This is a genomic window from Streptomyces sp. H27-C3, from assembly GCF_030063415.1.
GTDB lineage: Bacteria > Actinomycetota > Actinomycetes > Streptomycetales > Streptomycetaceae > Streptomyces.
Genome location: NZ_JASITA010000064.1, coordinates 1 through 23,683 on the forward strand (window position 1 = coordinate 1; position 23,683 = coordinate 23,683).

The 23,683-nt window shown below is 67.2% G+C and carries 18 protein-coding genes and 3 pseudogenes; 10 read left to right on the plus strand and 11 right to left on the minus strand.

Annotated elements, in window-relative coordinates; genetic code table 11:
• Nucleotides 1–278: 278 nt before the first annotated feature.
• The 3 genes and pseudogenes from QMK30_RS35960 (at nt 279) to QMK30_RS35970 (ending at nt 3,754) form a co-directional block, all read left to right on the plus strand.
• A complete protein-coding gene (locus tag QMK30_RS35960; RefSeq protein WP_283522556.1) occupies nt 279–1,409 on the plus strand; it encodes an IS701 family transposase in 1,131 nt (376 codons plus the stop codon).
• A gap of 95 nt (nt 1,410–1,504) precedes the next feature.
• Nucleotides 1,505–2,710: an IS701 family transposase gene (locus QMK30_RS35965; RefSeq protein ID WP_349362153.1), complete on the plus strand. Its 1,206-nt coding sequence runs from the start codon at nt 1,505–1,507 to the stop codon at nt 2,708–2,710.
• Between the two features lie 91 nt (nt 2,711–2,801).
• Nucleotides 2,802–3,754 (plus strand): annotated as a pseudogene (locus tag QMK30_RS35970) (IS481 family transposase).
• A gap of 160 nt (nt 3,755–3,914) precedes the next feature.
• Here QMK30_RS35970 and QMK30_RS35975 read toward each other — a convergent pair.
• The gene (locus tag QMK30_RS35975) at nt 3,915–4,562 is read right to left on the minus strand and encodes a TetR family transcriptional regulator (protein WP_283522558.1); all 648 of its coding nucleotides are present in this window, start codon (nt 4,560–4,562) and stop codon (nt 3,915–3,917) included.
• Nucleotides 4,563–5,040: 478 nt separating this feature from the next.
• On the opposite strand from QMK30_RS35975, the gene QMK30_RS35980 reads away from it, so the two are divergent.
• Complete coding sequence (locus QMK30_RS35980) at nt 5,041–6,264, plus strand: IS701 family transposase (protein WP_283522559.1); 1,224 nt, start codon at nt 5,041–5,043, stop codon at nt 6,262–6,264.
• A 67-nt stretch (nt 6,265–6,331) separates the two neighbouring features.
• On the opposite strand, the gene QMK30_RS35985 is transcribed toward QMK30_RS35980, so the two are convergent.
• The 3 genes from QMK30_RS35985 to QMK30_RS35995 form a co-directional block, all read right to left on the minus strand.
• Nucleotides 6,332–7,087 (minus strand): SDR family NAD(P)-dependent oxidoreductase, encoded by a 756-nt coding sequence (locus QMK30_RS35985; RefSeq protein WP_283522571.1) that lies wholly within the window; start codon nt 7,085–7,087, stop codon nt 6,332–6,334.
• A gap of 86 nt (nt 7,088–7,173) precedes the next feature.
• On the minus strand, nt 7,174–7,872 hold the full coding sequence (locus QMK30_RS35990) for an HAD family phosphatase (protein WP_283522560.1): 699 nt from the start codon (nt 7,870–7,872) through the stop codon (nt 7,174–7,176).
• A 42-nt stretch (nt 7,873–7,914) separates the two neighbouring features.
• Entirely contained in the window at nt 7,915–8,565 is a 651-nt protein-coding gene (locus QMK30_RS35995) for a ScbR family autoregulator-binding transcription factor (protein WP_283522572.1), read from the minus strand.
• Nucleotides 8,566–8,689: 124 nt separating this feature from the next.
• Here QMK30_RS35995 and QMK30_RS36000 point away from each other — a divergent pair, with 124 nt between their 5' ends.
• Both QMK30_RS36000 and QMK30_RS36005 read left to right on the plus strand, forming a co-directional pair.
• The gene (locus QMK30_RS36000) at nt 8,690–9,607 is read left to right on the plus strand and encodes a ScbA/BarX family gamma-butyrolactone biosynthesis protein (RefSeq protein WP_283522561.1); all 918 of its coding nucleotides are present in this window, start codon (nt 8,690–8,692) and stop codon (nt 9,605–9,607) included.
• A 379-nt stretch (nt 9,608–9,986) separates the two neighbouring features.
• The gene (locus QMK30_RS36005; RefSeq protein ID WP_283522562.1) at nt 9,987–10,385 is read left to right on the plus strand and encodes a hypothetical protein; all 399 of its coding nucleotides are present in this window, start codon (nt 9,987–9,989) and stop codon (nt 10,383–10,385) included.
• Here the strand turns inward: QMK30_RS36005 and QMK30_RS36010 are convergent.
• Nucleotides 10,337–10,831, minus strand: a pseudogene (locus QMK30_RS36010) (transposase family protein); the annotation flags it as partial. The gene QMK30_RS36005 and the pseudogene QMK30_RS36010 sit on opposite strands and share 49 nt — an antisense overlap.
• 82 nt (nt 10,832–10,913) lie before the next feature.
• Here QMK30_RS36010 and QMK30_RS36015 point away from each other — a divergent pair.
• Complete coding sequence (locus tag QMK30_RS36015) at nt 10,914–12,446, plus strand: ISL3 family transposase (protein ID WP_502963293.1); 1,533 nt, start codon at nt 10,914–10,916, stop codon at nt 12,444–12,446.
• Between the two features lie 111 nt (nt 12,447–12,557).
• On the opposite strand, the gene QMK30_RS36020 is transcribed toward QMK30_RS36015, so the two are convergent.
• The 4 genes from QMK30_RS36020 to QMK30_RS36035 form a co-directional block, all read right to left on the minus strand.
• Nucleotides 12,558–13,301 carry an SDR family NAD(P)-dependent oxidoreductase gene (locus tag QMK30_RS36020; protein ID WP_283522563.1) on the minus strand — a complete coding sequence of 248 codons (744 nt, stop codon included), beginning with the start codon at nt 13,299–13,301 and terminating at the stop codon, nt 12,558–12,560.
• A 53-nt stretch (nt 13,302–13,354) separates the two neighbouring features.
• Nucleotides 13,355–14,521 carry a DUF6545 domain-containing protein gene (locus QMK30_RS36025; protein ID WP_283522564.1) on the minus strand — a complete coding sequence of 389 codons (1,167 nt, stop codon included), beginning with the start codon at nt 14,519–14,521 and terminating at the stop codon, nt 13,355–13,357.
• Nucleotides 14,508–15,029 carry a regulator component gene (locus QMK30_RS36030; protein ID WP_283522565.1) on the minus strand — a complete coding sequence of 174 codons (522 nt, stop codon included), beginning with the start codon at nt 15,027–15,029 and terminating at the stop codon, nt 14,508–14,510. The genes QMK30_RS36025 and QMK30_RS36030 overlap by 14 nt, the downstream gene beginning before the upstream one ends.
• Before the next feature lie 244 nt (nt 15,030–15,273).
• A complete protein-coding gene (locus tag QMK30_RS36035; RefSeq protein ID WP_283522566.1) occupies nt 15,274–15,771 on the minus strand; it encodes a helix-turn-helix domain-containing protein in 498 nt (165 codons plus the stop codon).
• Nucleotides 15,772–16,977: 1,206 nt separating this feature from the next.
• Between QMK30_RS36035 and QMK30_RS36040 the strand changes: the two genes are divergently transcribed.
• The gene (locus QMK30_RS36040) at nt 16,978–18,510 is read left to right on the plus strand and encodes a hypothetical protein (RefSeq protein ID WP_283522567.1); all 1,533 of its coding nucleotides are present in this window, start codon (nt 16,978–16,980) and stop codon (nt 18,508–18,510) included.
• 583 nt (nt 18,511–19,093) lie between these two features.
• On the opposite strand, the gene QMK30_RS36045 is transcribed toward QMK30_RS36040, so the two are convergent.
• Both QMK30_RS36045 and QMK30_RS36055 read right to left on the minus strand, forming a co-directional pair.
• A complete protein-coding gene (locus tag QMK30_RS36045; protein ID WP_283522568.1) occupies nt 19,094–19,483 on the minus strand; it encodes an integrase core domain-containing protein in 390 nt (129 codons plus the stop codon).
• Nucleotides 19,483–20,246 (minus strand): annotated as a pseudogene (locus QMK30_RS36055) (IS701 family transposase); the annotation flags it as partial. The pseudogene QMK30_RS36055 and the gene QMK30_RS36045, both read right to left, overlap by 1 nt.
• Before the next feature lie 578 nt (nt 20,247–20,824).
• Here QMK30_RS36055 and QMK30_RS36060 point away from each other — a divergent pair.
• Together QMK30_RS36060 and QMK30_RS36065 are read left to right on the plus strand one after the other, a co-directional pair.
• Nucleotides 20,825–22,135: a choice-of-anchor A family protein gene (locus QMK30_RS36060; protein ID WP_283522569.1), complete on the plus strand. Its 1,311-nt coding sequence runs from the start codon at nt 20,825–20,827 to the stop codon at nt 22,133–22,135.
• A 248-nt stretch (nt 22,136–22,383) separates the two neighbouring features.
• A partial coding sequence (locus tag QMK30_RS36065; protein WP_283522570.1) for a DUF2637 domain-containing protein occupies nt 22,384–23,683 on the plus strand: 1,300 nt, incomplete at its 3' end.

The window sequence follows — 23,683 nt, forward strand, 5'->3', positions numbered from 1 at the left end:
CGGCCTGGGAGCCGGGTCGGATCCGGCGGGCTTGGTGCTGGTCATGAGGGGGTGATTCTCCTGTCGGTGCCCTCTCAGGCTAACCCGCCGAAGCGAGACGTCTCACCCAAGGCTGACAGAGAGGGGGGCGTCGCCGACGACGCCTTCGTACGGATACCGCAGAAGAGCTGATTTTGTGGCGCCGGGAGCGGGCCGTTCCGCTCCCGGCGATGTCCGTTGTCGCTCTTCCGCCGAGAGGCTGCAATTTTCACCACGTTCGAATAAACCGGGGGAAATGGATGTCCGTGAGCCCAGGTGCCGTCATCACTCGAGACGCCCTTTCTGACTTCGCAGGCGAGCTCTTCAGCTCCATGCCACGTGTGGACCAACGACGGTGGGCAGAGGTGTACCTGCGGGGCCTGCTGCTCGTCGAAGGCAAGAAGTCGGTCCGCAGAATCTCCGAGGACATACTGTCGCTCCCGGTACACCAATCCCTCCAGCAATTCATTAACCAGAGCCCCTGGGGCTGGGACCCGGTACGCGCAGACCTCGTGCGCTACATCGAGAACACACAGAGACCACAGGCATGGGTGATCTCCCGGGCTGCGATTCCCAAGCGGGGGGACCATTCCGTGGGTGTGGAGCGGCGCTTCCTGCACGAAGCGGGACGGGTGGTGAACTGTCAGATCGGCCTCATGGTGTCCCTGGCCGTTCCGTCTGCCAACCTTCCGGTCAACTGGCGGCTGCTGCTGTCGGACAGGTGGCTCGTCCAGGAGAGCCTGCGCGAGTCTGCGTACATCCCTGACGGCGTGCGGGCGAATCCCGAGTGGGTTGACTTCATCGAGATGCTGGACGAGCTGGGCTCGTGGAAGGCCGGTCCGGCGCCAGTGGTGGGTGATTTGCGTCAGCTCGCGGGGGCCGATCGCCTGGTGGCGGAAATGGCCCAGCGAGAGCTCGACTTCGCCGTCGAGGTGGACGGATCGCTGCGCCTGCCGGACGGCAGCTCCCAACTGCAGGACCTGCGCTCCTCCCATCCGGCTCGCAACGCCCTGCGCTGCGCTGGGTCGGCTCTGGAGTTCCTGGGCGGGCGCCGATGGCACGGATCGGCCTCCGACGACGCAAAGCAGCAGGTGAAGATTGTTTCCTCCATCGTGCGGCTGTCATCGGGGCATGGCGCGGCCAGACGCATTCGTCTCCTCAGCGAGCTGTCCCCCACAGGCGCGCCAGTGCGCTTTTGGCTGACGAATCTGATGGACCACCGCGTCGACGAGGTCCTGGCACTCAGTCGGCTGGCCGTGCGGTCCAAGGCCAGTGCGCAGGCCCTTGAGGAGCAGTTCGGCCTGCGCGATTTCGAGGGCCGGTCATTTCGGGGGTGGCACCATCACACGACGATGGTGTCGGCTGCGCATGCTTTCGATCAATTGGGCTGACGGCGGCACCTCGTGCCGGCTCGGCACTAGTAGGGCTTGGTCATGTGCGGTCCGTGATGGCGTGTCTTCTTGATCGGGCGTGTCGTTGATCGGGTGTGCTGGGTGAGGAGTTGGCTGCGGTCCGGTGTGATCTTGAGGACTTCGCGGCGGAGATGTTCGAGCCGTTCGCGCGGGCGGATCAGCGACGGTGGGGCGGGGTCTATCTGCGTGGCCTGCTTCTGGACGGCGGGCGCAAGTCGGTGGAGCCGATGGCCGCCCGCCTGGGCGAAGACGGGAACCGGCAGGCGCTGGCCCACTTCGTCACTTCCAGCCCGTGGGACGCAGCGCATGTGCGGGCCCGTTTAGCCTGGCGTATGCAGCCGGTCGTCAAGCCCACCGCGTTGATCATCGATGACACCGGGTTCCTCAAGGACGGGAACGCGTCCGCATGCGTGACCCGGCAGTACACCGGCACCGCGGGCAAAGTCACCAACTGCCAGGCCGGGGTCTCGCTGCACCTGGCTTCCAACGCCGCCTCGGCAGCGGTGAACTGGCGTCTGTTCCTGCCCGGAAGCTGGGATCCCGCCTCGCCGAAGGCCGATCCGGTCAAAGTGGCCCGCCGTGACACGTGCGCCATCCCCGCCCAGGTGGGCCATGTCGAGAAGTGGCAGCTGGCCCTCGACATGATCGACGAGACGCGGTCCTGGGGCATCGAGGTGCCCCAGGTCATCGCCGACGGCGGCTACGGGGATACCGCCGCCTTCCGGCTCGGCCTCGAAGAACGCAATCTCGACTACGTGGTGGGCATCTCGACCACGACCACCGCACAACCCGAAGACGCACAGCCGTGCACCCCGGCCCCTCCCCGCCGGGGCAGACTGCCGGTCCCTGCCTACCCCGAGCCGGCACAGAAGGTGAAGAGCCTGGTCATCGCGGCCGGCAAATCATCCGCGCGGCCGGTGCAGTGGAGGGAGGGATCAAGGCCCGGCAGTGGCCGCAGCGGACACAAGCGCATGTATTCGCGCTTCGTGGCCCTGCGGATCCGGCCCGCCGGACGTGAGATCCGCAAGGCCACGGCCGCCACCGAGCTTCCGGTCCGCTGGCTGCTGGCCGAATGGCCCGCCGACCAGGACGAGCCCGTGCAGTTCTGGCTCTCCAACCTGCCCGAAACCACCCCGTTGCCCGTCCTCGTGCGCACCGCGAAGCTCCGCTGGCGCATCGAGAACGACTACCGCGAGATGAAACAGGCCCTGGGCCTGGCCCACTTCGAAGGCCGAACCTGGCCAGGCTGGCACCACTGTTCTGTCCACGGAGGTTGGTGACAGCAATCACGGTCGGGTGATCTTGAACGAGTGAGGGCCTTCCGGGTTCGGTGTGAATTGCGACATCACCACCGACCAGCAGAAGGCCCTCATGCCCCACCGTAATGCACCCCTGACCGAGACCGGCCGCCTGCGGCTGGCCCGCTGCGTCGTTGAGGACGGCTGGCCGCTGCGCCGGGCCGCCGAACGTTTCCAGGTCTCGCCCACGACGGCACAGCGGTGGGCCGCCCGCTACCGCGAGCTGGGCGAAGCAGGCATGAGCGACCGGTCCTCACGCCCGCACCACAGCCCGCTCCGGACTCCGCCCCGCACCGAACGCAGGATCATCAAAGTCCGCGTCCTGCGCCGCTGGGGACCGGCCCGTATCGCCTACCTCCTCGGGCTGAACCCCGCGACCGTCCACCGCGTCCTGACCCGCTACCGCCTCGCCCGCCTGACCCACCTGGACCGCGCCACCGGCCGCGTCATACGCCGCTACGAACGCGAGAAGCCCGGCGAGATGGTGCACGTCGACATCAAGAAACTCGGCAACATCCCCGACGGCGGAGGCCACCAGAAACTGGGCCGACAGGCAGGCCGAAAGAACCGATCCGGCGTCGGCTACAGCTACCTCCACAACGCCGTCGACGACCACTCCCGCCTCGCCTACAGCGAGATCCTCACCGACGAGAAGCAGGAAACCGCCGTCGGGTTCTGGCAGCGCGCCCACGCCTTCTTCACCCAGGCCGGGATCACCGTCGAACGCGTCCTGACCGACTACGGCTCCTGCTACCGCTCCCGCTCTGGGGCAACTCACTTGCACAGCAAGGCATTTCACACAAGCGGACCCGGCCTTACCGGCCCCAGACCAACGGGAAGGTGGAGCGGTTCAACCGAACCCTCCTCGATGAATGGGCCTACGCACAGCCCTACCGGAGCGAGGCCGAGCGACGTGAGGCATACCCCGTCTGGCTCCACACCTACAATCACCACCGCGGACACACCGCACTCAAGGGCCAACCACCCGCCAGCCGCGTCCCCAACCTCACGGGTCAGTACAACTAAGGGCTGTCCCGTAATCCCTGGTGGATCAGCGCACGGCGTCAGATGCGGTGCATCGCAAGGCGGAGGGGCGTTCGCATACTGGACGTATTCGGGCGTTCCGACAACGCGGCGAGGTGCCGTAGCTGTCGTCGTGCGCCTGCCAGGGATTGCGGGACAGCCCTTAGGTGACCGGCTCAGGGCCCAGGCCGGGCTGACCGGTCCGGGGTGCGGCATCTGCGGTGCCGCTGTCGCTGCGGGGCCGGTACGGGAAGCGTTGGTTGCCTTTTCGGCAAAGCGCCATGTCCCAGATCTCGGCCAGCTGCGCCTGGCTGCTCTCACGGGGGCACTCTGAGGTCTGGGCCTGGACGCGTCGGCGGACCTGGACCTCGGCACCTGTGATCAGGTAGTCCGCCAAGGCGGTGACGACCTTCGGATCGGCGCTGGGCCGCAGGTCGTCCCACTGCCCTTGAGCGACCAATTCCGCCATGAAGGGCGCCCATTCGAACGACCAGTCCCTGGCGAAGTCCGTGCGCTCCCGGGTGAGCCGAGCGGCTGCCCGTACGGAGTCATCTTCCTCCAGCAGACGGACCAGGGACAGTGTCAGTTCGATGACGGACTCCAGGGCCGGCGTCTTGCTGGCACGTACGCACTCGATGACGGCCCTCGCCTCCAGAAGGCCCTGCGCGAGAACCGCATCGGCGAGGTCTCCCTTACTCGCGAAGTGGAACGTCAGCGCACCAATGGAGATGTTCGCCGACCTGCTGACCCGCGCCAGCGACGTTCCTTCGTACCCATTGCGATCGAACTCCTTGGCAGCCGCCTTGACCAAGCTGCTCCGCGTCCGTGCAGCTCTCTCTTGTTTCACCGTGGTCTCTTTCGCAGTGTCCGCTCCCGAACGCAGCCGGAGATACCTCGGGGGCAATGGAATGGTGCAGACGAGTGGTGCCTGGGCCTGCCCGCTCACAGGGATCTCTCCCGCCTTCAGGGAGAGTTAACGCATTCGATCGTGGATCGGTCCGTCCGGTGGCTTGAAGTGGGCAGTTCGTGCCGCGACCTGCTGCGGCGAGTCGTGCCGGTGACGGCATCAGGGCCAGGTGTCCAGCCTGATGCCGGATTGCCGGAAATGCGAGCCCGACGTGGGCAAGACGCGGGACCTCTCGTGGCCAACGAGCCGGACGAGGAAGGGACATGCCGGACTTCCCAAGGTCGCGCGGGAGTGGGAGAACCCTGGAGAAAAAACAAAACGATCGTTACGCTTACTGGTGTCACTTGCGGTCACGCAGTGATACCAGGGAGGGAACCCCACTATGTCTGTGCACGACACCGTCCAGGTGCCACCGCCGGCCATCGCGATGTCGGTGTCCGACTTCGCGGACACTCTGTTCGGCCACCTGCCGCGCGCCGACCAGCGCCGCTGGGCCGAGGCCTACCTGAAGGGCCTACTCACAACCCCCGGCAAGAAGTCGGTTCGCCGACTGGCCGCTGCCGTGTCGTCGTCCCCCACGGCGTCCCACTCCCTGCAGCAGTTCCTCAACGCGAGCCCCTGGGACTGGGCACCGGCCCGCCGGGAGCTGACCCGGCTGACCGCGCACTGGGCACGGACACGCGCGTGGTCTCTCACCACGGCAGTTCTGCCCAAGCGCGGCGAGCACTCCGTGGGGGTCCACCGGTGGTTCATCCCGGCGGCCGGGCGCGTCGTCAACTGCCAGCAGGGGCTGGGGGCATTCGCAGCAACAGACCAGGGGAACCTGCCTGTGGACTGGCGCTTGGCGCTGCCCGAGTGCTGGACGGAGGATGCGCAGCGGCGCGAGCGTGCCCGCATCCCGCTGTCGGTCCGACACCGACCCATGTCGGCCTACGCCCTGGACCTCGTGGACACCTTGAGGGCCGGCAGCGCCTCGTCTCCCCCGCCCGTTGTGGCCGACATGAGCACATTCTCCGAAACCGACGTGCTGCTGCGCGGCCTCATCCAACGCGAACAGGACTTTGTCATCGCCGTACCGGACAAGCTGCGGGTGATCCCCGTCGGGTATGCCAGCGGCAGTCCGCTGCGCACTCCGCCGAACAGCGGTCCCGTGCTCGGCGCCCAGCAGCTCCTGCGCCAGTGCGGTCTGCGCAGACCGCACACCTCGACCCTGATGGGTCACGGTGGGGGGGCGCGTCAGGTACGTGCGGTGTCGGGCATGGTCCACCTGGCGGGCAGTGCCTCTTCACCGGAGCGCCAGCGCACCGCGCTCCGAGTGTTCACCCAGTGCCGGCCCGTGGGACATCGCTTCGCACCTGTCTGGATCACCAATATGATGCAGGAACGCATAGACGAGCTGTTCACTCTGGCGCATCTGAACGCCGGTTCTGCGGCCACGATCCAGGACATGCAGGAGAACCACGGCCTCCTCGACTTCGAGGGACGGTCCTTCCCCGGGTGGCACCATCACATGACCCTGGTCTCGGCCGCCTATGCCTACCGGCGCCTGGCTCCGCCGGCCGCTCATCAGCAGCATGCCTTCGGTGCCTACTGGGCTGCGGCGTGACGGCGCCAGCCTCGGCACAGTGCCGTCACACCGGCCCGACATCCGCAGGGCGCTCGGTCCCGCTGCCTTACAGGGCCGTCGCCCCGCCGTCCACTGCCATGGAAGATCCGGTGACGAAGGAGGAGCGGTCGCTCAACAGCCAGGCCGCGGCCTGGGCCACCTCGGCCGGCGCGGCCATCCGCTGCTGGGCGGAGCGGGAGGTGAACGCCTCTTCCAGAGCTGGCGTCGCTGAGATCACTTCTTCCATCAGCTCCGTCCGCGTGGCGCCGACGACGAGGGCGTTGACCCGGATCTTGTCGCGTCCGTAGTCGGCAGCAGCCGCCTTCGTCAGCCCGAGCACCGCGTGCTTTGCCGCGACGTACGCAGCGGACGCACCGGTGGCCGCCACGCCGGCATGGCTCGATGTGTTGACGATGGACCCTCCGGTTCCGGAGTCGAGCATGGCGGGAATCTGCTGTCGCAGACAGTTCCAGACCCCGAGCAGATTGACTTCGAGGACCCGGTGGAAGTCGGCCTCGTCGTCCTCGTGAAGCCGGGTTCCTGCGGTGGCCCAGCCCGCGTTGTTGAAGGCGCCGTCCAGCCGTCCGTAAATCTTCACTGCGGAGGTGACCACACGTGCGACGTCGTCCGGCCGTGTCACGTCACCGGCGCATGCGCTCGCTTGCGCGCCACTGGCAGTGAGCTCCTCGGCCAGGGCCTGTATCCGCTCCTCGCGCCGGGCCATCAAGACCACTTGCGCCCCCTCAGCGGCGAAGAGCCGGGCCGCTGCCGCGCCGATCCCGCTGGACGCACCAGCGATCATGATGACCTTGCCGTCCAGCATCTGTCCGCCGTTGCTGCTGCTCACGTGTGCATCCCCGTACATGGTGGTGTGTTCTGCTCGGATGATCGGCGCCAGGTGCGTGCTGGTCATCCAGCCCAGACGGTTCGGGTTGCAGCTTCGGCGTCAACGGTCCGCAGCCTGTCCTCGTCGACGGCGTGCAGGCTGTCCACCAGGTGCCGGACGCCTGCTTCCTGCATCAACTGGCGCTGGAAGCTGCCTGAGAAGCTGCTGGGATGGCCGATGAAGGGCACATCAAGACTCCTGGCTTCCTGCGCTACGGCCGCCACATCATCGATGAACAGCACCTGGTCGTAGGCGAGGCCGAAGACACCCATGGTGATTTCGGCGATACCGGGGCGGAAGTCGTTGGTGCACACGTAGCCCGGCCCGTCGAAGAGACCGGCGTGAGTGCCCAGGTGCTCGTCGAAGTGCGTCTTGTCCAACCCGCCGTAGCAGACCGTCTGGAGCCCCAGCTCTTTGAGGCGGCGCATCATGTCGATGGCACCGTCCTGGATGAAGACAGGGTGCTTCTCGAGGTAAGCGGCCCGCTCCGCGAAGTAGGCGTCGAGTGCTTCCTGCCCTGTCATGGCAGCCTGCACGACCTCGGCCATGCGTCGGCCGGCAATGCTGCGCGGCTGCGAGAAGATCCGACGCTCGATATCAGGCGTGTAAGTACCGCCGCGGCTGACGATGAAGTGGTGGATGACCGGGCTGAACGAGTCGTTCAGCAGGACCCCGTCGATGTTCACCGCGGCGAGCCGCAGGTGGCTAAGCCGTTCGGACACGCTATCTCCTGAGTGATGGTTGGGCTGAGGAGCGGCAGGAGGTCATGCCGCGGCGAGCCGAGCCACCCGTTCCAGGCTGACGTCGACTGCGGCCACGATCTGAGGCACCGCGATGCCCGGGAGCATGAACTGCCACATCTCGACGGTCCGCTCTGTCAGGTCGGTGCGCCCACAGACGACGTTGGAGTACATCTGCAGGCCGGTGCAGGCCGCGACCACGAACTCCGCGATGCGCGCGGTATCCACGCTCTTCAGCAGTTCGCCCTCCGTACGGGCGGCCTCGAGGGACTCTTTCATGATCGCAGCCCATGTGCGGTAAGGGGTCTCTTCGTTGAGGCCGAAGGTGTGCTGTTCGTTCGTCAGTCGCACGCCCGCCCTCAGCAAGGGGTCGTTCTGCAGCTGCCGTGACCACAGCAGGGTGATGTCGACCAGCCGCTGGAGGCCTTCCGAGGCAAGGCGCGGCAGGATGACGTCCGACTGCGCGTTCATGACCTCCCGCGCCAGCCCCTCCTTGGACTTGAAGTGGAAGTAGATCGCTCCTTGAGTCGTTTCTCCGCGTTCGCAAATTTTCATGATGCTCGCGCCCACGAAGCCGTGCTCATCGAAGACTTCAGCCGCAGCATGCAGGATGCTGCTACGTGTTTGCACAGCACGTTGCTGCAGCGCACGCCCGGCCTGACGCCCCATCACCATTGCCTCTTTTTTGCTCGACAAACAAAACGAACATTCTTTATGCTACTGGGAGCGGTTACGGCGGCGCCACGGTCAGCCGACGGCACGCTCAGAAGTCTCACCTCGCTACAGGGGGAAGCACAAAATGAGGTCTGCCCAGATCACAACAGTCGACGCGAGCTTGGTCCACAAGGACAACGCTGAAGAAGTACTACTCACCGGCTGTCGCTCCACAGGCGCTGACGCCTTCGTCGTAACGGCACGATGGCCAGATCGGCACTCCTTCTACGGTCCTGCGGGCGGATACGACGACCCGCTCCTGGCCGTCGAGGCGGTCCGCCAGACCATACCGTTCCTGTGTCACACCAACTTCGGCGTCCCCTTCGGCCACCGTCAGACATGGAGCCGTTTCTCCTACTCCTTCAGCGCGGCAGTGCTCGCCGCCTACGGTGAGGCGGAACTGGAACTCCGCGTCTCGTGCTCCGATATCGTCCGCCGCACCGACCGGCTGAGCAGCATGTCCATGCACGTCGACCTGATGCGCAACGGCATCCGACTGGGCAGCGCCCACGCGAGCTTCACCAACCAGTCCCCGGCCATATATCGGCGACTGCGCGGGCACTACGCCAACGCGCAGCAGGCCCTGTCCGGGGCCGTTCCCCTGCCGGCGCCTCTGCCTCCCGAGCGCGTAGCCCGGCAGCATGCGGCAGACGTTCTGCTCTCCCCGACCGGCAACCGCCACCTGTTCCGTCTTCGCGTGGACACCAAGCACCCCATTCTCTTCGACCACTCGGTCGACCATGCCCCCGGAATGCTGCTGCTCGAGGCCGCGCGTCAAGCCGCGCACGCCGCAGTCCCCGGCACACGTGTGGCGGCCGGGATGGACGTCGTCTTCTCCCGGTACGCCGAACTCGACGCCCCGTGCTGGGTTGAGACTTCGGTGATCCGCCAGCTTGCCGATCACACGATCGTGAGGGTTCTCCTGCAGCAGAACGAGCAGGAGATTTTCTGTGCCGATGTGACCATGCGGTGCGTGGAGCCGCTGAGGCCCCCCGGCGTATAGGCCTGGAGCGAGTCACCCGCCCATCCGGCACAGCCACGAGATGCCCACGTCGGCCCTCATGGAGAAGACGGCCTCCTCCCCTCCTGCACCTTCGTTCGCCGCCGATTCTGCCCCGCGGGCAGCGGGAGGAGAGACCATCCACTCGATGAGGTTCGCAGCCTCCGGGTGGCCACAGCGCCGTGCCCACTCGGGGGGAGTCTGCGCAGCATCGACCCCACCCGACACGCCACTGCCGAGAGCAAGCTCGAAGTTGAGTCGCGTCGGTCGCTCATAGGGAGGGTGACATGCCCCTGGACCCGAGAGACAGCAGAACCGCACCAGAAACGACGCGTATGCGTGGCCGCCGACGCCCGCCACGCCTCGCCGAAAGTGGGCAGGTATGATCCGCTCGCTCACACGCCTACGGGAAGCGTGCCCAGCGGAGCCGTCCCTCCGCGCAACTCACGCTACGAGCCGCCGACTTGTTCCCGAATCACTCACCGACCGGGGCACTGCGAAGCTTTTCGACAAACGGTATGCGCGGGACTACCGTCATGTGCCGGGTCTGGGCTGGTACCGCTGGTCCGGACGCCACTGGGAAAGAGACGAGAATCGCCCCGTACTGTGGGCTGCGGGCGATCTCGCCGAGTCGATCGCCGAATCCGATCCTTCGGGCCAGCACAGCGGCCCTGAGCTGCGAGAGCACCGACTGCGGGCTCTCTCTACACCTCGCCGGGTGGAGGACCTTTCCTCGCCTGCCCGGCGGCGGTGGGGCATGAGGAGTCCGGTGCCGGGATAGCCGCCGTCGGCGATCGTCATCGTCTTCCCGACGGCGGCCTTGGCGCCGGATTCCTCCCACGCCTGAGAGTCGTTGCGGTTGCCCGGCAAGGGGTGGCCGACCACGACGACCAGGCGGGTGTCGGCGTCGATGATGACCAGGTGGTTGGTGGAGTACCGGTAGTTCTTGGACTGTTCGGCAATGCTGTGATCGCGCGTGGGGACCAGGGTGCCGTCCACGATCAGCACGGTGCCCGGTGCGAACCGCTGCCGGGGCTCCAGCGCCACGAGCGGCCCCAGGTGATCGATGACCCGGTCTGCGGCGGACTTCGAAACGCCGAAGAGCGGAGCGATTTGGCGCATCGTCAAGTTCGTTCGCCAGTACGCCGCGACCAGCAGCACCCGGTCCTCCAGCGGCAGTCCCCACGGCCGGCCCCGCCGCACCGCGTCCGCGCCCTCGCGGCGCAGCGGTCAGGGTCTGTCAAACGAGCGGCTCTGTCTCACATTCGGTGGTGACTCTGTGTGGTGAAGGGTCGTTGATATCGATGTGATGGATGTCAACCAGTTCGTGCGGATGGTCTTTTCGGGGATATCTCCGCTGGTCATTGAGGATGTGGTCGACGAGGGCGAGCGGGGCGTGGTGAGAGCGCGGACTCCTTCGGAGTCCGCGCTCTGCCCGGTGTGCGGGGCGCCGTCGGGGCGCGTTCACGGTTATCACTGGCGGACGGTGGCCGACGTACCGGTCGACGGCCGACGAGTGGTAGTCCGCGTACGGGTGCGGCGTCTGGTCTGTCCCACACGCGGCTGCCGTCACACCTTCCGCGAGCAGGTGCCCGGGGTGCTGGAGCGTTATCAGCGACGCACCACCCGTCTGACCGCGGAGGTCAAGGCGGTGGTCAAGGAGTTAGCGGGCCGGGCAGGGGCACGCGTGCTGGCGATACTCGCGGTAGGTCTGTCGCGTCATACGGCTCTGCGCGCCCTGTTGCGGATCCCGTTGCCCACGGGACGGGTGCCCCGTGTGATCGGCGTCGACGATTTCGCTCTGCGCCGGCGGCACCGCTATGCCACCGTGGTGATCGACGCCGAGACCCATGAGCGGATCGACGTGCTGCCCGACCGCACGGCTTCCACCCTGGAAGCCTGGCTGCGCGGGCATCCGGGCGTCGAGATCGTGTGTCGTGACGGCTCGGCGACCTACGCCGAGGCTATCCGCCGCGCTCTGCCCGACGCGGTGCAGGTCGGTGACCGCTGGCATTTGTGGCACAACCTGTGCGAAGCCGCCCTGAGCGAGATCAAGGCGCACAGCAACTGCTGGGCCGCCGTGCTGGATACACCCCTGTATGACGGGCCCCGCGCACGGACCACCCTGGAACGCTGGCACCAGATCCACGGCCTTCTCGACCAGGGCGTGGGCCTCCTCGAATGCGGCCGCCGTCTGCAACTGGCCCTGAATACCGTCAAACGCTATGCCCGAGCCGACCTGCACGAGCGGATGCTCCGCGTCCCGAAATACCGCGCCAGCCTCGTCGATCCCTACCGCGAGCACCTGCGCGAACGCCGGGCCGGCGACCCCGCCGTCCCCGTCCAGCACCTCTTCGAAGAGATCAAAGCCCTTGGCTTCACGGGCTGCCTCAACCTCCTGCACAAGTACATCAACCAAGGCCGCGCGGACGCCGACCGCAGCCATATCTCCGCGCGCAGACTCGCCCGGATGCTCCTCACCAGGCCCGACAACCTCAAGGCCGAGTACCAAGACCTCCTGACCCGGCTCACCGCCGCGTGCCCCGAGTTGACCCAACTGGCAGTCCACATCCGGGCCTTCGCCCCACTCCTGAAGCCTCAGCCAGAAAACGCCGACACCCTCGACCAATGGGTCGCCCAGGTCCGAGCGGCCGATCTGCCGTATCTGCACGCCTTCACCCGCGGTCTCGAACGAGACCGCGACGCTGTGATCGCCGCGTTCACACTCCCGTACAGCAACGGCCCGACCGAGGGTGTCAACACCAAGACCAAGCGGATTGCCCGCCAGATGCACGGACGAGCAGGCTTCACCCTCCTTCGCCACCGAATCCTCCTCGGATAACACCACACAGAGTCACCACCGAATGTGAGACAGAGCCGTTGACTGGACAGTCCCCACTTCCACAGCAAATGGCCAGCAGAGTCACGCCAGGAAAACCTCAGACTGCTGTGCTCAAGCGGCGGGTGTACGTGAGCGCGCCATGCGAGCGGCAAGGTGGCGGGGCGCGTGACGTACGGCTGTGGCGTACAGCTTGAAGTGTCGGCCCGCGATGCTGACGGGGCGTCGTCGGCGCAGGTCCTTCATAGCCTGGTCCACGACTTGGTCTGCATCGAGCCAGATCCACTGGGGCAGGGAGGGAATGTGCACCGCGCCGGTCCGGGTGAATCCCGGGCAGACGGCAAGGACGCGTATCCCGTGCGGGGCGAGGTCGATGCGCAGGGACTCACTGAAGCGGATCAGCCACGCCTTGGCCGCTCCGTAGGTGCCTGTGGGCAGGAGGCCTGCCACCGAGGCGATGTTGAGGATGGCTCCGCGTCGGCGTTCGGTCATCCCGGGGATGACGGCGTGGGTGAGCCGCAGGGGGGCGCGTACTAGGAGGTCGAGCATGTCTTCCTCGTCGGCCAAGGTACTGCGGGGGTACGGCGCGGGCAGGCCGTGGCCCGCGTTGTTGACGAGGATGTCGATGGTGCTCGTGCGGAGCCGATCTTCGACTAGAGCGCATCCGTCGGGGGTGGTGAGGTCTGCGGTGAGGGTGTCGACGCAGATGCCGTAGCGGGCGTGGAGGTCGGCAGAGGTCTGCTGTAGGCGGTCGGTACCGCGGGCGACGAGGACGAGGTCGTGGCCGTCCGCGGCAAGTCGGCGGGCGAAGGCCGCGCCGATGCCGGACGTGCCGCCGGTGATAAGGGCTGTGGTCATTAGTTAGATGCTGCCTTCTGTTGCGCGGATCGCGACGGCGTGACTGGCCTTCGTCAGGGCTGGTGGTGGGGGATGGCTGGCCGGTCGGGGCCGGGCAATACGTCGGCCATGGCCGGCCATGCCCGGGCAACCGCGAGGAGTGTGGCCGGGCTGCTGCGGTCGAGTCCAGGCATCGGGTGGGGGGTGGAGCGGAGTTGGTCGGCGAGTTTCGCGCGCCGGGCCTGTCCCAGGGCGCCCGCTAGCGCGGCTGCTTCGATGCGGGCTCCGGGTATGCCGATGCGCTGGGCGTGCTCGTACGCTTGGCCGTACGCGGAAGGCTGCACGAAGGCCTGCAGGTCCAGAAGCGCGTCGTAGGTCTCGATGGTCTGGCGGTGGACTAGAAGTGCCAGCGGTACGCCCGGCAGCAGTACCTGTCTGATCCGGGTCGGCTGTGGCTGGAGGAATGCCACGTGCGGCACGGCCGTCAGCAGGTCGCGCCAGAGCGGCCACAATACCCAGGCGGTGCGTAGGTCGGCCGAGGTCCGCCGGATCGCGGTGGCGACGGGGACCAGCAGGGATGCCGCCCGGAAGAGGCCGTGGATGTTGATGACCACCGACATGTAGGGCAGGGCGGCGGGTATGCGAAGGAAGAGGTGGACGAGATAGGCGCCCCAGAAAGCGACGGCCAGGATACTTCCGAACGCGAACAGCCGCAGGGACCAGACGAGATCGCTGTCGTCGGTAGTGCGGCTGTACTGCCAGCAGACGATGATGGCAACGATGTCGGCGACTAGGTGGGTGCCAATGACGATGAGCCAGTATCCCGTCGAGGGAAGAGCGCTTCCGCTGCCGGGCGGTATGGCCGGTCCGGCGTAGCTGCCCCGGGTCTGGTCCAGGACCAGGAGGATGGCCAGGGCGGCCGTTAGGCATACGGCGATGGTGTAGCGCAGGCGGCGCCCGCGGGTGGAGTCAACGATGAACAGCAGCGTGAGTCCGGCGCTGAGGACACCGGTCAGATTGCGGGCCAGTGCAACAGTTGGGGCGCTGCCGGTGGTGTCGATGGCCCACCGGACAAACGCCGGCTGGAAGAGGGTGAGGGCCAGCGCCGCGGTCAAGATGGCGAGCCACAGTCCGCGTTGGTACTGCTCGCGCAAGGCGGGACGGGCGCGGCAGAGTAGTGCGGTCCACAGCGCGATGACGCTGCACCAGCTGAGCAGTTCTGCCAGGTCATTCGCCGTCATGGCTGCTGCTCACCCCCAGGAAGGCGCCGAGTCGGCCCAGGGCGCCGCCGGGCCGGCCAGGTCTGCCGGTTCCGTGTAGCAGGCTGGCGATCATCTCGGCTTCCTGTTCCTCGCTGGTCGTGTAACTGGTTCGCGCCATATGACGCTTGATCATTTGTGGGTCGAGGCCGCTGAACAGCCCGCTAGCCAGGTCGTCGGTGACACCTTCGCCCTGGTAATGGCCACACAGGATGTGGCCCAGTTCGTGCAGGACGATGTGCTCCTGGTGCGGACGTGCGGTCTGGGCCTCATAGAAGACGTAGTTTGCGTCATCCGTTCCCAGCCACAGCCCGCAGACTCCCGAGGTGGCGGCCTCCGGCGGAAGTTCGCCCAGGATGAGCGGGCGCCCCTGCAGTTCTTCCATCCACTGGCAGATCGCCTCAAAGGAGCGACTCTGTGGTGCCTGAAGGCCGTCCAAAAGGGCCTGGCACCGGCGTTGCAGGCGTCTGTAGTCGTTGGTCTTTCTCACTCGCCCCCTCGTCTTCTCCCTGCGCAGCGGACACCGGTGGAAGGTGCACGTGCACATGGCGGTCCTTTCCTTCCAGTCACATGAGCCTGTCCGGCGTACGGCGAAAGCCACCGCAGCACGTCGTCCGGCCAGGATCCGCGTCGGGCTCGATCGGACTGGAGGCCTGCCCGCCGCTCTCTGTTCCTCGTGCGGTTCGCGACAGAGGCCGTAAAACCGAGACTCGCCTAGGCATGGGCCAGTACCACTACGGGCCGTCGGAACGGCCGGGCGCCTCAGGCTCAGGTGGAGGTTCACGCAGGGAACTGCGGGCCTTCTCCGCGGAGGTGATGATTCCGGAAAGCAGCCGTGTCAGCTCATCGGCGGGAATCCCGTCGATGCGGTCCGAGCGGAGGGCGAAGCCCCGTACGTTGCGCCGACGCAGGGCCTTGACCGCGTCCAGCTCCATGTTCACCTGCTGGAAGACCTGCTCGTCAAGGAAGTAGGAGCAGCGCTTGATGCCGAGGCTGTGGGAGACCTTCAGGAGAGTCTCGATGGTGAGGTTGGCCCCCTCCGCCGATTCCGCCGACACAAGAGTCCGCTTGGACAGGCCGGTCCGTTTGGCCAACTCGGCAAGGGTGAAGGGGCCTTCGGGGTGCTGCTGCCGGACATACCGTAACCGGGCGGCGATGTCGGCTTTTGCCGCGTGGACCTGCTCGCCCATGGTCGGCCCGACTGGGTCGTCGGTTTCGCGTGGCTGATTCATGGGCACCTCCGGTGCATCATAATGCACTATTGAGGCAACATGTTGCAACCGATGAAGGCGGCGAATATCGTCCTCGTGGCAGGAGCCCCACGGAAGGTATAGATCACATGCTAGGCCAGCACCACCATGGCACTGACTGCACGGCACATGACGGTGCATCAGCGCTCTGCACCAGGGGGGCAGCACACGGCAATCCGTGCGGCGTGCCTGCCCGGATGCTGATCCTGCGGAGGGCAAGCGCGTCAAGCGAGCGGCCGCCCGTCAGCAGAACCTGCGCTCGGGGCACGCTCGGCCACACCAACTCGCTCCAGGCCGCTAGTGGACGTGAAGAATCCGCCGGGGTTTTCGTGCGGGAGGACAAGCCCGGCGGTCTCTGCAGGTTTAACGAGGTTCTCCATCTCGGCCGCGCCGCGGCGCTGTCCTGGCTGTCATCTTGGCCCGCCCTCGTGAGCCACTACGCACAGCGGGCAGCGGAAACGTTCAAGGAAAACTCCCCGCCAGAATCCGGGCGCCTTCTCCATGCTCCCGCGCCGATTTGGGTGCGGGAGCATGTCGCCCCTGTCGAGGCCGCGATGACATAGGGGCAACAAAGCGTCGCCTCCGGGACGTTCAGTGTCCCCGGTGATTACCAGTCACCTTGGCCGACGCCCCACTGCCACCGGGCGGGCTTACCAGGCCCTCCCGAAGGGGTTGCCCGAACAGTTAGCAGCCGTTCGAGCATTTCATCTTGGTTCTTTCACCGGAACCCGAAGCACCTGTTGAGGGGCTTCGCCATGCACTCCTTTAGAGAAGGAGCATCGCTATTTTGCACGACTGGTCTCCCCTGCGCCAGCCCAGTCACGCCCGGTTAGAGAGTATTTACCCATCTGACACGGGTCACCTGGCACACCTTCTCCGCCGGGAATCCCTCAGTTGCTGCACCAGCTGTTGGGGAGCCCCCGGCGGCCTCCCCAACGGCCCTGATCTCAACGCCATGCCCCACCGAAGGCTGTCCTCGCTGTCCCCGTCCCACCTCACCGGCATATCCAGCCCGGCTGCTGTCCGCAGACAGGACTCCGGTTCCCTGCCTCTGCCCACCGGGCCGTGCCCGCGGCACCCCGGCATGCTCCAGAACCTGATCGGCCGGGAAAAGCCTGAACTCGCCCGGTTGGCCCGGTGAGCGCCGTGGCGGAGACCACCGTAGCGGGGTGCTCTCGACCGGAGTTCGTGCCTGTCTGCGTCGACAAGGCCGTGGTCACTAGTACGCCGGTGCGCCGGCAGCGGGTGCGGGTGCCGATGCGGTTGGTGTCGTCGCCCTCGTATGCGGATGTAGCGGTGTCGGTGTACGTGAAGGTGAAGGCGCTCGGTGCGCGGCCGGAGGAGTGTCAGGCGAAGGCGGTGACGATCGCCTCGTACATGGGGCTGTCAAAGGCGTCGGTGGAGCGCGGGCTGACGGCCTTGTCGCGTGCAGCGCCGGACGGGGTGATCGAACTGAAGTCGGAGCGACGGACATCGCCGGGCGGGCGGGGGACCTCAGCGGTACGCCGGACCCGGCCGATGTCGAGGGCGGAGGCGTTCGTGTGGGTACCGGTGGCGGCCGCGGAGGACCTGACGCCCCGGCAGCTGCGGGCGTTTGCGGTGATCGCTTACGCGCAGGCGATGAGGATCGCGCTGACCGAGGGGGAATTGGCCGGGTCGCTGTTCCACCACTCGGGCAAGAAGGCGGGGCAGACACTGACGGCGACGGCGGCCGGGGAGGTTGTGGACGAGTTGGAGGCGGCACGGTGGGTGAGTGTGCAGCGGCGGGCAGGGGCATACGGGAGACATCGATTCGCCGCGCACGACCTCGCGTCGGCGGCCGGGCCGGAGGTCGTGGCGACCAGCTCGGACAGCGCCATGGAGGTTGTCCAGGAGCGCGCGGAGAAGTCGGCGGACACCTCGGTGGGGGTGCCGACTAGTTCCCTGGTTGGTGAGGGATCGGGTCCCCAGGTTCGTGAGGGATCCCTCGTCTATGAGGAATCACCTAGGACTGACTCACCTGATGACGAGCGAGTGCTTCTCGCATCCGCCGTAGGCGAGATACCGGTAGTAGAAGCTGTGGAAAACCCGGAAGACGCGGCGGCGCCCACGGAAATCTGGGGTGGTCTCGCGCTGCGCGCTGATGGGAACAGTCAGCCTGCTCTCTCCCGGCCGAACGGCAAAGGGCACAGCGACGGCAGGGGGTCGGCGCAACCCTCGTACACCGGACCACAGCTGGCCATGGACCCGATGGTGTACGCCGTGCTCGAACCTGTGCACTGGCTCCTGTCGAGGGTAAACAACCCGTTCATGGAGCGGCAGATCGCCAGGGAGGTTGGCCGCCAGTTGCGCGACGAAACCGCCCCCCAGCGCCTGCAGCACCGCCTCACCGTCCGGTTCGCCCGGACATCGCCCTCAGAGATCCGCGATACGGGCCGGTGGCTGCTCGGGGTGGCGTTGCCGCGCTGGGGCTGCGGTCACTTCGACTGCGAGGCCGGCACGATGTGGTCGACCGGCCGCCGCTGCGACGTGTGCGCCGAAAACGTCGCCGCCCGGTATCGCGCCCAGCGCACCCCGCAGAACCTGTGCCTTGAGCACGGTCCCCGGCCCGGCCCGGCCGGTACGTTCGGCGACGGCAAACCCTTGCCCCTCCACGACGCGGCGGCCACAGTCCCCGTGCAGAATGCTCCGGACGTGCGGCAAACGGGTGGTGCGGCGAGGGCGGCTGCCGGATCCTCGTGACCGGGAGGGCGACGGAGGACGGCCTGTGCAGGCCGTGCCGCGAAGAGGACTTCGGAAGTTCGCGCGATTCCCCGCCTGAAGATCACGTAATTGGCCAGGAGGCGGAGGTGACACCTCCGTCCCCTGAGCAGGTGGATGCGCATCGTCGTCTCCACCAGGCCAGGGCTTTCGAGCACCGGGTAGCCGGAGGGGCGCCGACGACAAGGTGTCCGGTGCCCGAAGACTCTCGGGTTGTCCGACACTTCCTCTGCTGTCAGTCGTGCCTGCGGAAGGCGGTGGTGACGGTGCTGCGGATTCACCTAGAGCACCTTCACCAGCGCCGCAGCTCCAGCAGCAGCACGGCACGCTCCGCTGCGCTGCCCGCAAGGTGGTCCGGCGGCCCGGCGGAGAGAGGTTCGGCGGATTGTCAGTGCCTTGCCGTACGGTCACGCGCGGCAGAGCCTCATCGACCGGCGAAAGCGAAACGTTTCGGCACTCCTGGCCAGGCGTTGTGACCCAGATCACGGGTGCTGTTGCGGTCCGTGACCTGCCTTTGTAACGCCCTGGGTCGGAAGGTTTCAAGTCCAGTGAGACGGTCGTGACGCTATGAGGTTTGTGGTGCGGGTTCGCGGCGCTTGGCCGGGGCGTTGATCCAGGCGGTCTGGGGTATTGCGGGTGGTCGGGGGCGGCGGCCGAAGCGTTCGGGGTGGCGGGTGTATGCCTGGTCGAGGGTGATGGCCCGCTGGTCGCGGACCTCGTCGGCGGTCCCGAAGTGGACGGATGCCGGGGTGTGCCAGCCGATGCCCGAGTGCCGGTGTTCGTGGTTGTAGTACGCGATGAAGGCGTCGAACCATTGGCGTGTGTGGGCCAGTGAATCGAACCGCTCGGGGTAGTCGGACATGTACTTCGTGGTTTTGAACTGGGCCTCGCTGTAGGGGTTGTCGTTGGAGACCTTCGGCCGCGAGTGCGAACGGGTGACGCCCAGGTCGATCACTCGGAGTCGGTCCAGGCCAGGGCGCGGGCGGCGTGGACGGGGGTGTAGGCGTCCTTGCCGTAGGCCCAGCTGCCATGACTCGGCTTTACGGCCACCACGAATGGCAAGCCGGCCTCGCCGAGGTCCCGCAGAAAGCTGCTCTGGTCGCCGTAGCCGCAGTCTGCGGCCACCGCCCTGAACACAACCCCGATCTCCTCGGCGGCGCAGGCCAGTTCGGCGGCGATCCGCAGCTTCGTGCGGAACCCGGGGTCCTTCTTGCCGGCCGGGAAGTGGTGCGCCGGGTGTAGGGCACGGCGTGCAGTGGGTAGTAGAGGTTCTCATCCGCCCAGCAGGTGGTCACCGTCACGATGCCGTTGTCGGTCTTGCCCAGCCGACCCAGCCATTGGCGGCCGATGTGCGCGGTCGCCTGCCCGTCCTTGCGGTCACCGGAGTCGTCGATCACCAGCACCCCGCCGGAGTGCGGCGCGGTCGCCGGGTCGGTCAGCAGTAGTGCCACCCGGCGGGCGTTGACCTGCTCGTGGTCCCACGTCGACTCGGACAGGAAGAACTGCAGTCGCTGCACCGCCGCATGCTGGGCACCGACGACAGGTTCGGTGCCGGCCAGCGCGGTCAGCGTCTTGTTGCGGTCCCGCGGCAGCAGCAGTCCGGTCAGGTACTCGCGGAACCCGCGGCGCTGTGCCAGTGTGGAGAACAGGTCATCGAAGCGTGCGGCGTAGGCTTCCACCGGGCCAGGTGCGGGCGGACACGGCATACGACGGGTCATCACAAGCCCCCAGGCAGCGAGGCGACGTTCCTCTGCTACCGGCCTACTGCACCTATGACCCGCCGTCAACAAACCACCGCTAGAGCAGTCGCCAGATCCAGCACCCGTGAGTCGGCGAGGCGCAGCCGTGTTCGGCGCGGAGGCCATGCTCGATCGAAGCCCCAGCGTCGGAGCGTCGCGTCGAGAATGGGTACGGAGCACACAGTCAGGCACAACTTCCTTGGGGACCTTGGCGTACCCCGAACGAGTTGGGTTCGCCACGACCACGTTCCGGCTGCGAGCACCATCGCAAGTTGAAGGGAAGAACGCGGAAGTTGATATCTCGGCCGGGCCGGGATCGAGATCAAGGGCACGGCTTCCGGTAACAAGTGTGCCCTGCACCGACGAAACCGGCCTCGCGGGCGGCGGCCGCGCACACGCCCGGTCTCCGTATCCACTGACGTACCGCCCGAAGGCCGGGTGTTGGGCGATCCGCATTGTCATCTTCAGGAGCTTCGGGTCGACTATCGGCGGGCCTCGCGCGCGGCGCACGCGCATAGCTTCATTGCACCACCCCAACTTCGTACGGAAGTCTCCCTATGCTCGCGCGCTCCTCCCTGGCCCTGCTCAGCGTCGGCGGCGGTCTCCTGCTCGGTCCTGCCGCTCATGCGGCTCATGCCGCCCCGGCGGATTCCTGCCTGCCTACTCCGCTCGGAACCGCTTCCCGCTACGCCGAGTTCATCAAGGGCTCCTCCCAGCGCGTCGCCGACACCGAAGGGGCTGTCGCCGTCGGCGGGAACGCGACCTTCGGGGATCCGGAGCGCAAGGAGGGCTTCTCCATCGGCAGCCGGCTGACGCCCTCCGATCTCAAGGCCCTGCCGGGGGGCTACTCCCTGGTCGTGGGAGGGAAGTTGACGGTGAATCAGGTCGTCCTCGAGCGCGGCAAGGGGGTCTACCGCTCCCTGGAGCAGAGCACCGGCGGGAGCTTTGGCATCGACGGGCCGCATGCCGACGGGCCCTCCCCGGTGGACTTCGCCAAGGAGTTCTCGACGCTCAAGGCACGCTCGACCGCGTGGGGCGCGCTGGCGACGAACGGGAAGGTGGACGACCAGCCCTCCGGCGAGCCGGACACCCTCCTGCTCGAAGGCGACCGGAAGGTCAACGTCTTCACCGTGCCGGCCGCCATGATGGAGAAGGCCCGGAACATCAAGATCAAGGTTCCGGCTGGGGCGACCACCCTGGTGAACGTCACCGGTGCCGCGTACGACATGAACAAGAACGCCATATACGGCGTCCATCTCTGGGACCACACGGCCGGCCGCTTCGTGCTGGACGACTACCAGGCCGGCAGCGCCGCGTTCAAGGACATACGCAGCAAGCTGCTCTGGAACTTCCCGCAGGCCAGTCAGGTGCGGAAGAACTACGCCTCGTGGCCGGGCACGATCCTCGCACCGAACGCGCTGGTGTCGCTGGGCAACAAGGGAAGCAACGGCGAGGTCGGTCCCGGGCACGTCAACGGGTCGCTCATCGCCGGGAAGTTGACGAGCGTGTCAGGTGCGGAGACCCACCACATGCCGTTCCGCGGCTGTCTGCCGGGCGAGGGAGAGAAGCCTCCCGAGCCGTCGGACAAACCGGAGAGCCCCGGCCCGGAGAGCCCCGAGCCGGAGAAGCCGGGCGAGCCGTCCCCAACTCCGTCCGTGTCCGCGCCGCCGAAGGACGAGACCAGTCCCTCGCCGTCGCCCGTACCGGTGAAGGACGGCTCCACCCCGTCGGGCAACCCCTCCCCCGAAGGGGATCTCGCCAGCACGGGCAGCGACGTGGGGCTCTACGCGGGGCTCGGCGCGACGCTCCTCGCCGTGGGCTCCCTCGCGGTCGTCCACGCTGTGCGACGGCGCGGTCAGTCCGGCTGAGCCGGGCACGGGTGGCCCGTACGACGAGACGCGCTTCGCGACCGCCCATGGGTGGGCCCACCGGGGGCCGCCCACGGGCTGCGGGCCCTCTTCCCCCCCGGCCTGCCCGCTCTGTGCGGACACCGAGTTCCGTTCCGCTCGTCGACTGTCAACTTTCGGCGTGATTACTCGCTGAATTCCGATGCCGTCGAGGACGGCAACTCCGGATGATCGAGCTCCAGTTAATACCCGCATGAGGGGGTTCGCGGGTGGCCGCGATGCAGTTGACACGTACACACCGAATACTGCTCGGCCTGGTCGTCTCGGGCACAATGATCATCGCGGCGATCGGTTTCGCGGGTTCGTACACGGCAGTACGCGAACTCGCCGAGCAGAAGGGCTTCGGCGACTTCTCCCTGGTCTTCCCCATCGGCATCGACGCAGGCATCTGCGTCCTGCTCGCCCTGGACCTGCTGCTGACCTGGCTCCACATCCCCTTCCCCCTGCTGCGCCAGACCGCCTGGCTGCTCACCGCCGCCACCATCGCCTTCAACGGCGCCGCCGCCTGGCCCGACCCCCTCGGCGTCGGCATGCACGCCAGCATCCCCGTCCTGTTCATCGTCGCCGTCGAAGCCGCCCGCCACGCCGTGGGCCGCATCGCCGACATCACCGCCGACAAACACATGGAAGGCGTGCGCCTCACCCGCTGGCTGCTCTCCCCCTTCCCCACCTTCAAGCTCTGGCGCCGCATGAAGCTGTGGGAACTGCGCTCCTACGACCAGGCCATCAAGCTCGAACAGGACCGCCTCATCTACCAGGCCCGCCTGCACTCCCGCTACGGCCGCGCCTGGCGTCGCCAAGCACCCGCCGAAGCCTTGATGCCCCTGCGCCTGGCCAAGTACGGCGTCCCCCTCGCCGAGACCGCCCCCGCCGGACTCACCGCCGCCGGAGTCGACCCGGCCCTCCTCCCACCCGGGCCAAAGCCCAGCCAGTCCGAACTCCCCCGCGTCGATGAACCGGAGAAGCCGAAGGACCGCGTTGGAGGGGAAGAGCCGAAGGACCGCGGCGAGCTGGAAGGACCGAAGGTGCAGGCCGAACCGGCGGAGCCCAAGGTCCACGCCGGACGGGAGAAGCTGAAGGTCCACGCCGGACTAGCGGAGCCGAAGGACCTTGCCGGACCTGAGCAGCCGAAGGGCCTCGCCGAACCGGAGGAACCGACGGTCCACACCGGACCGGACGAGCCGAAGGCCCAGGCCCGACCGGCGGAGCCCAAGGTCTACACCGGACCGACGGAGGCGAAAGACCCTGCCGAACCCGAAGAGTCGAAAGAGCATGCCGAGCCCGAAGAGCCGGTGCACCGCGCCGACCCCGAAGAGCCACCGGTCTCCCCCCAGCGCGAAGAGCCGCAGGTCGCCGCGGAGCCGGAAGACGAGTCGGTTCCTCATCCCGGGCCGTTCCCCGGTATCGAGGCCCACCGGTTGCCCGCGTCACCACCGCTGCCGCCGGAGGTCTCCGGTGACGTCCCTTCGGAACAGGCCGGGTTGACAGGTCGCGAGCTGACCACGGCGG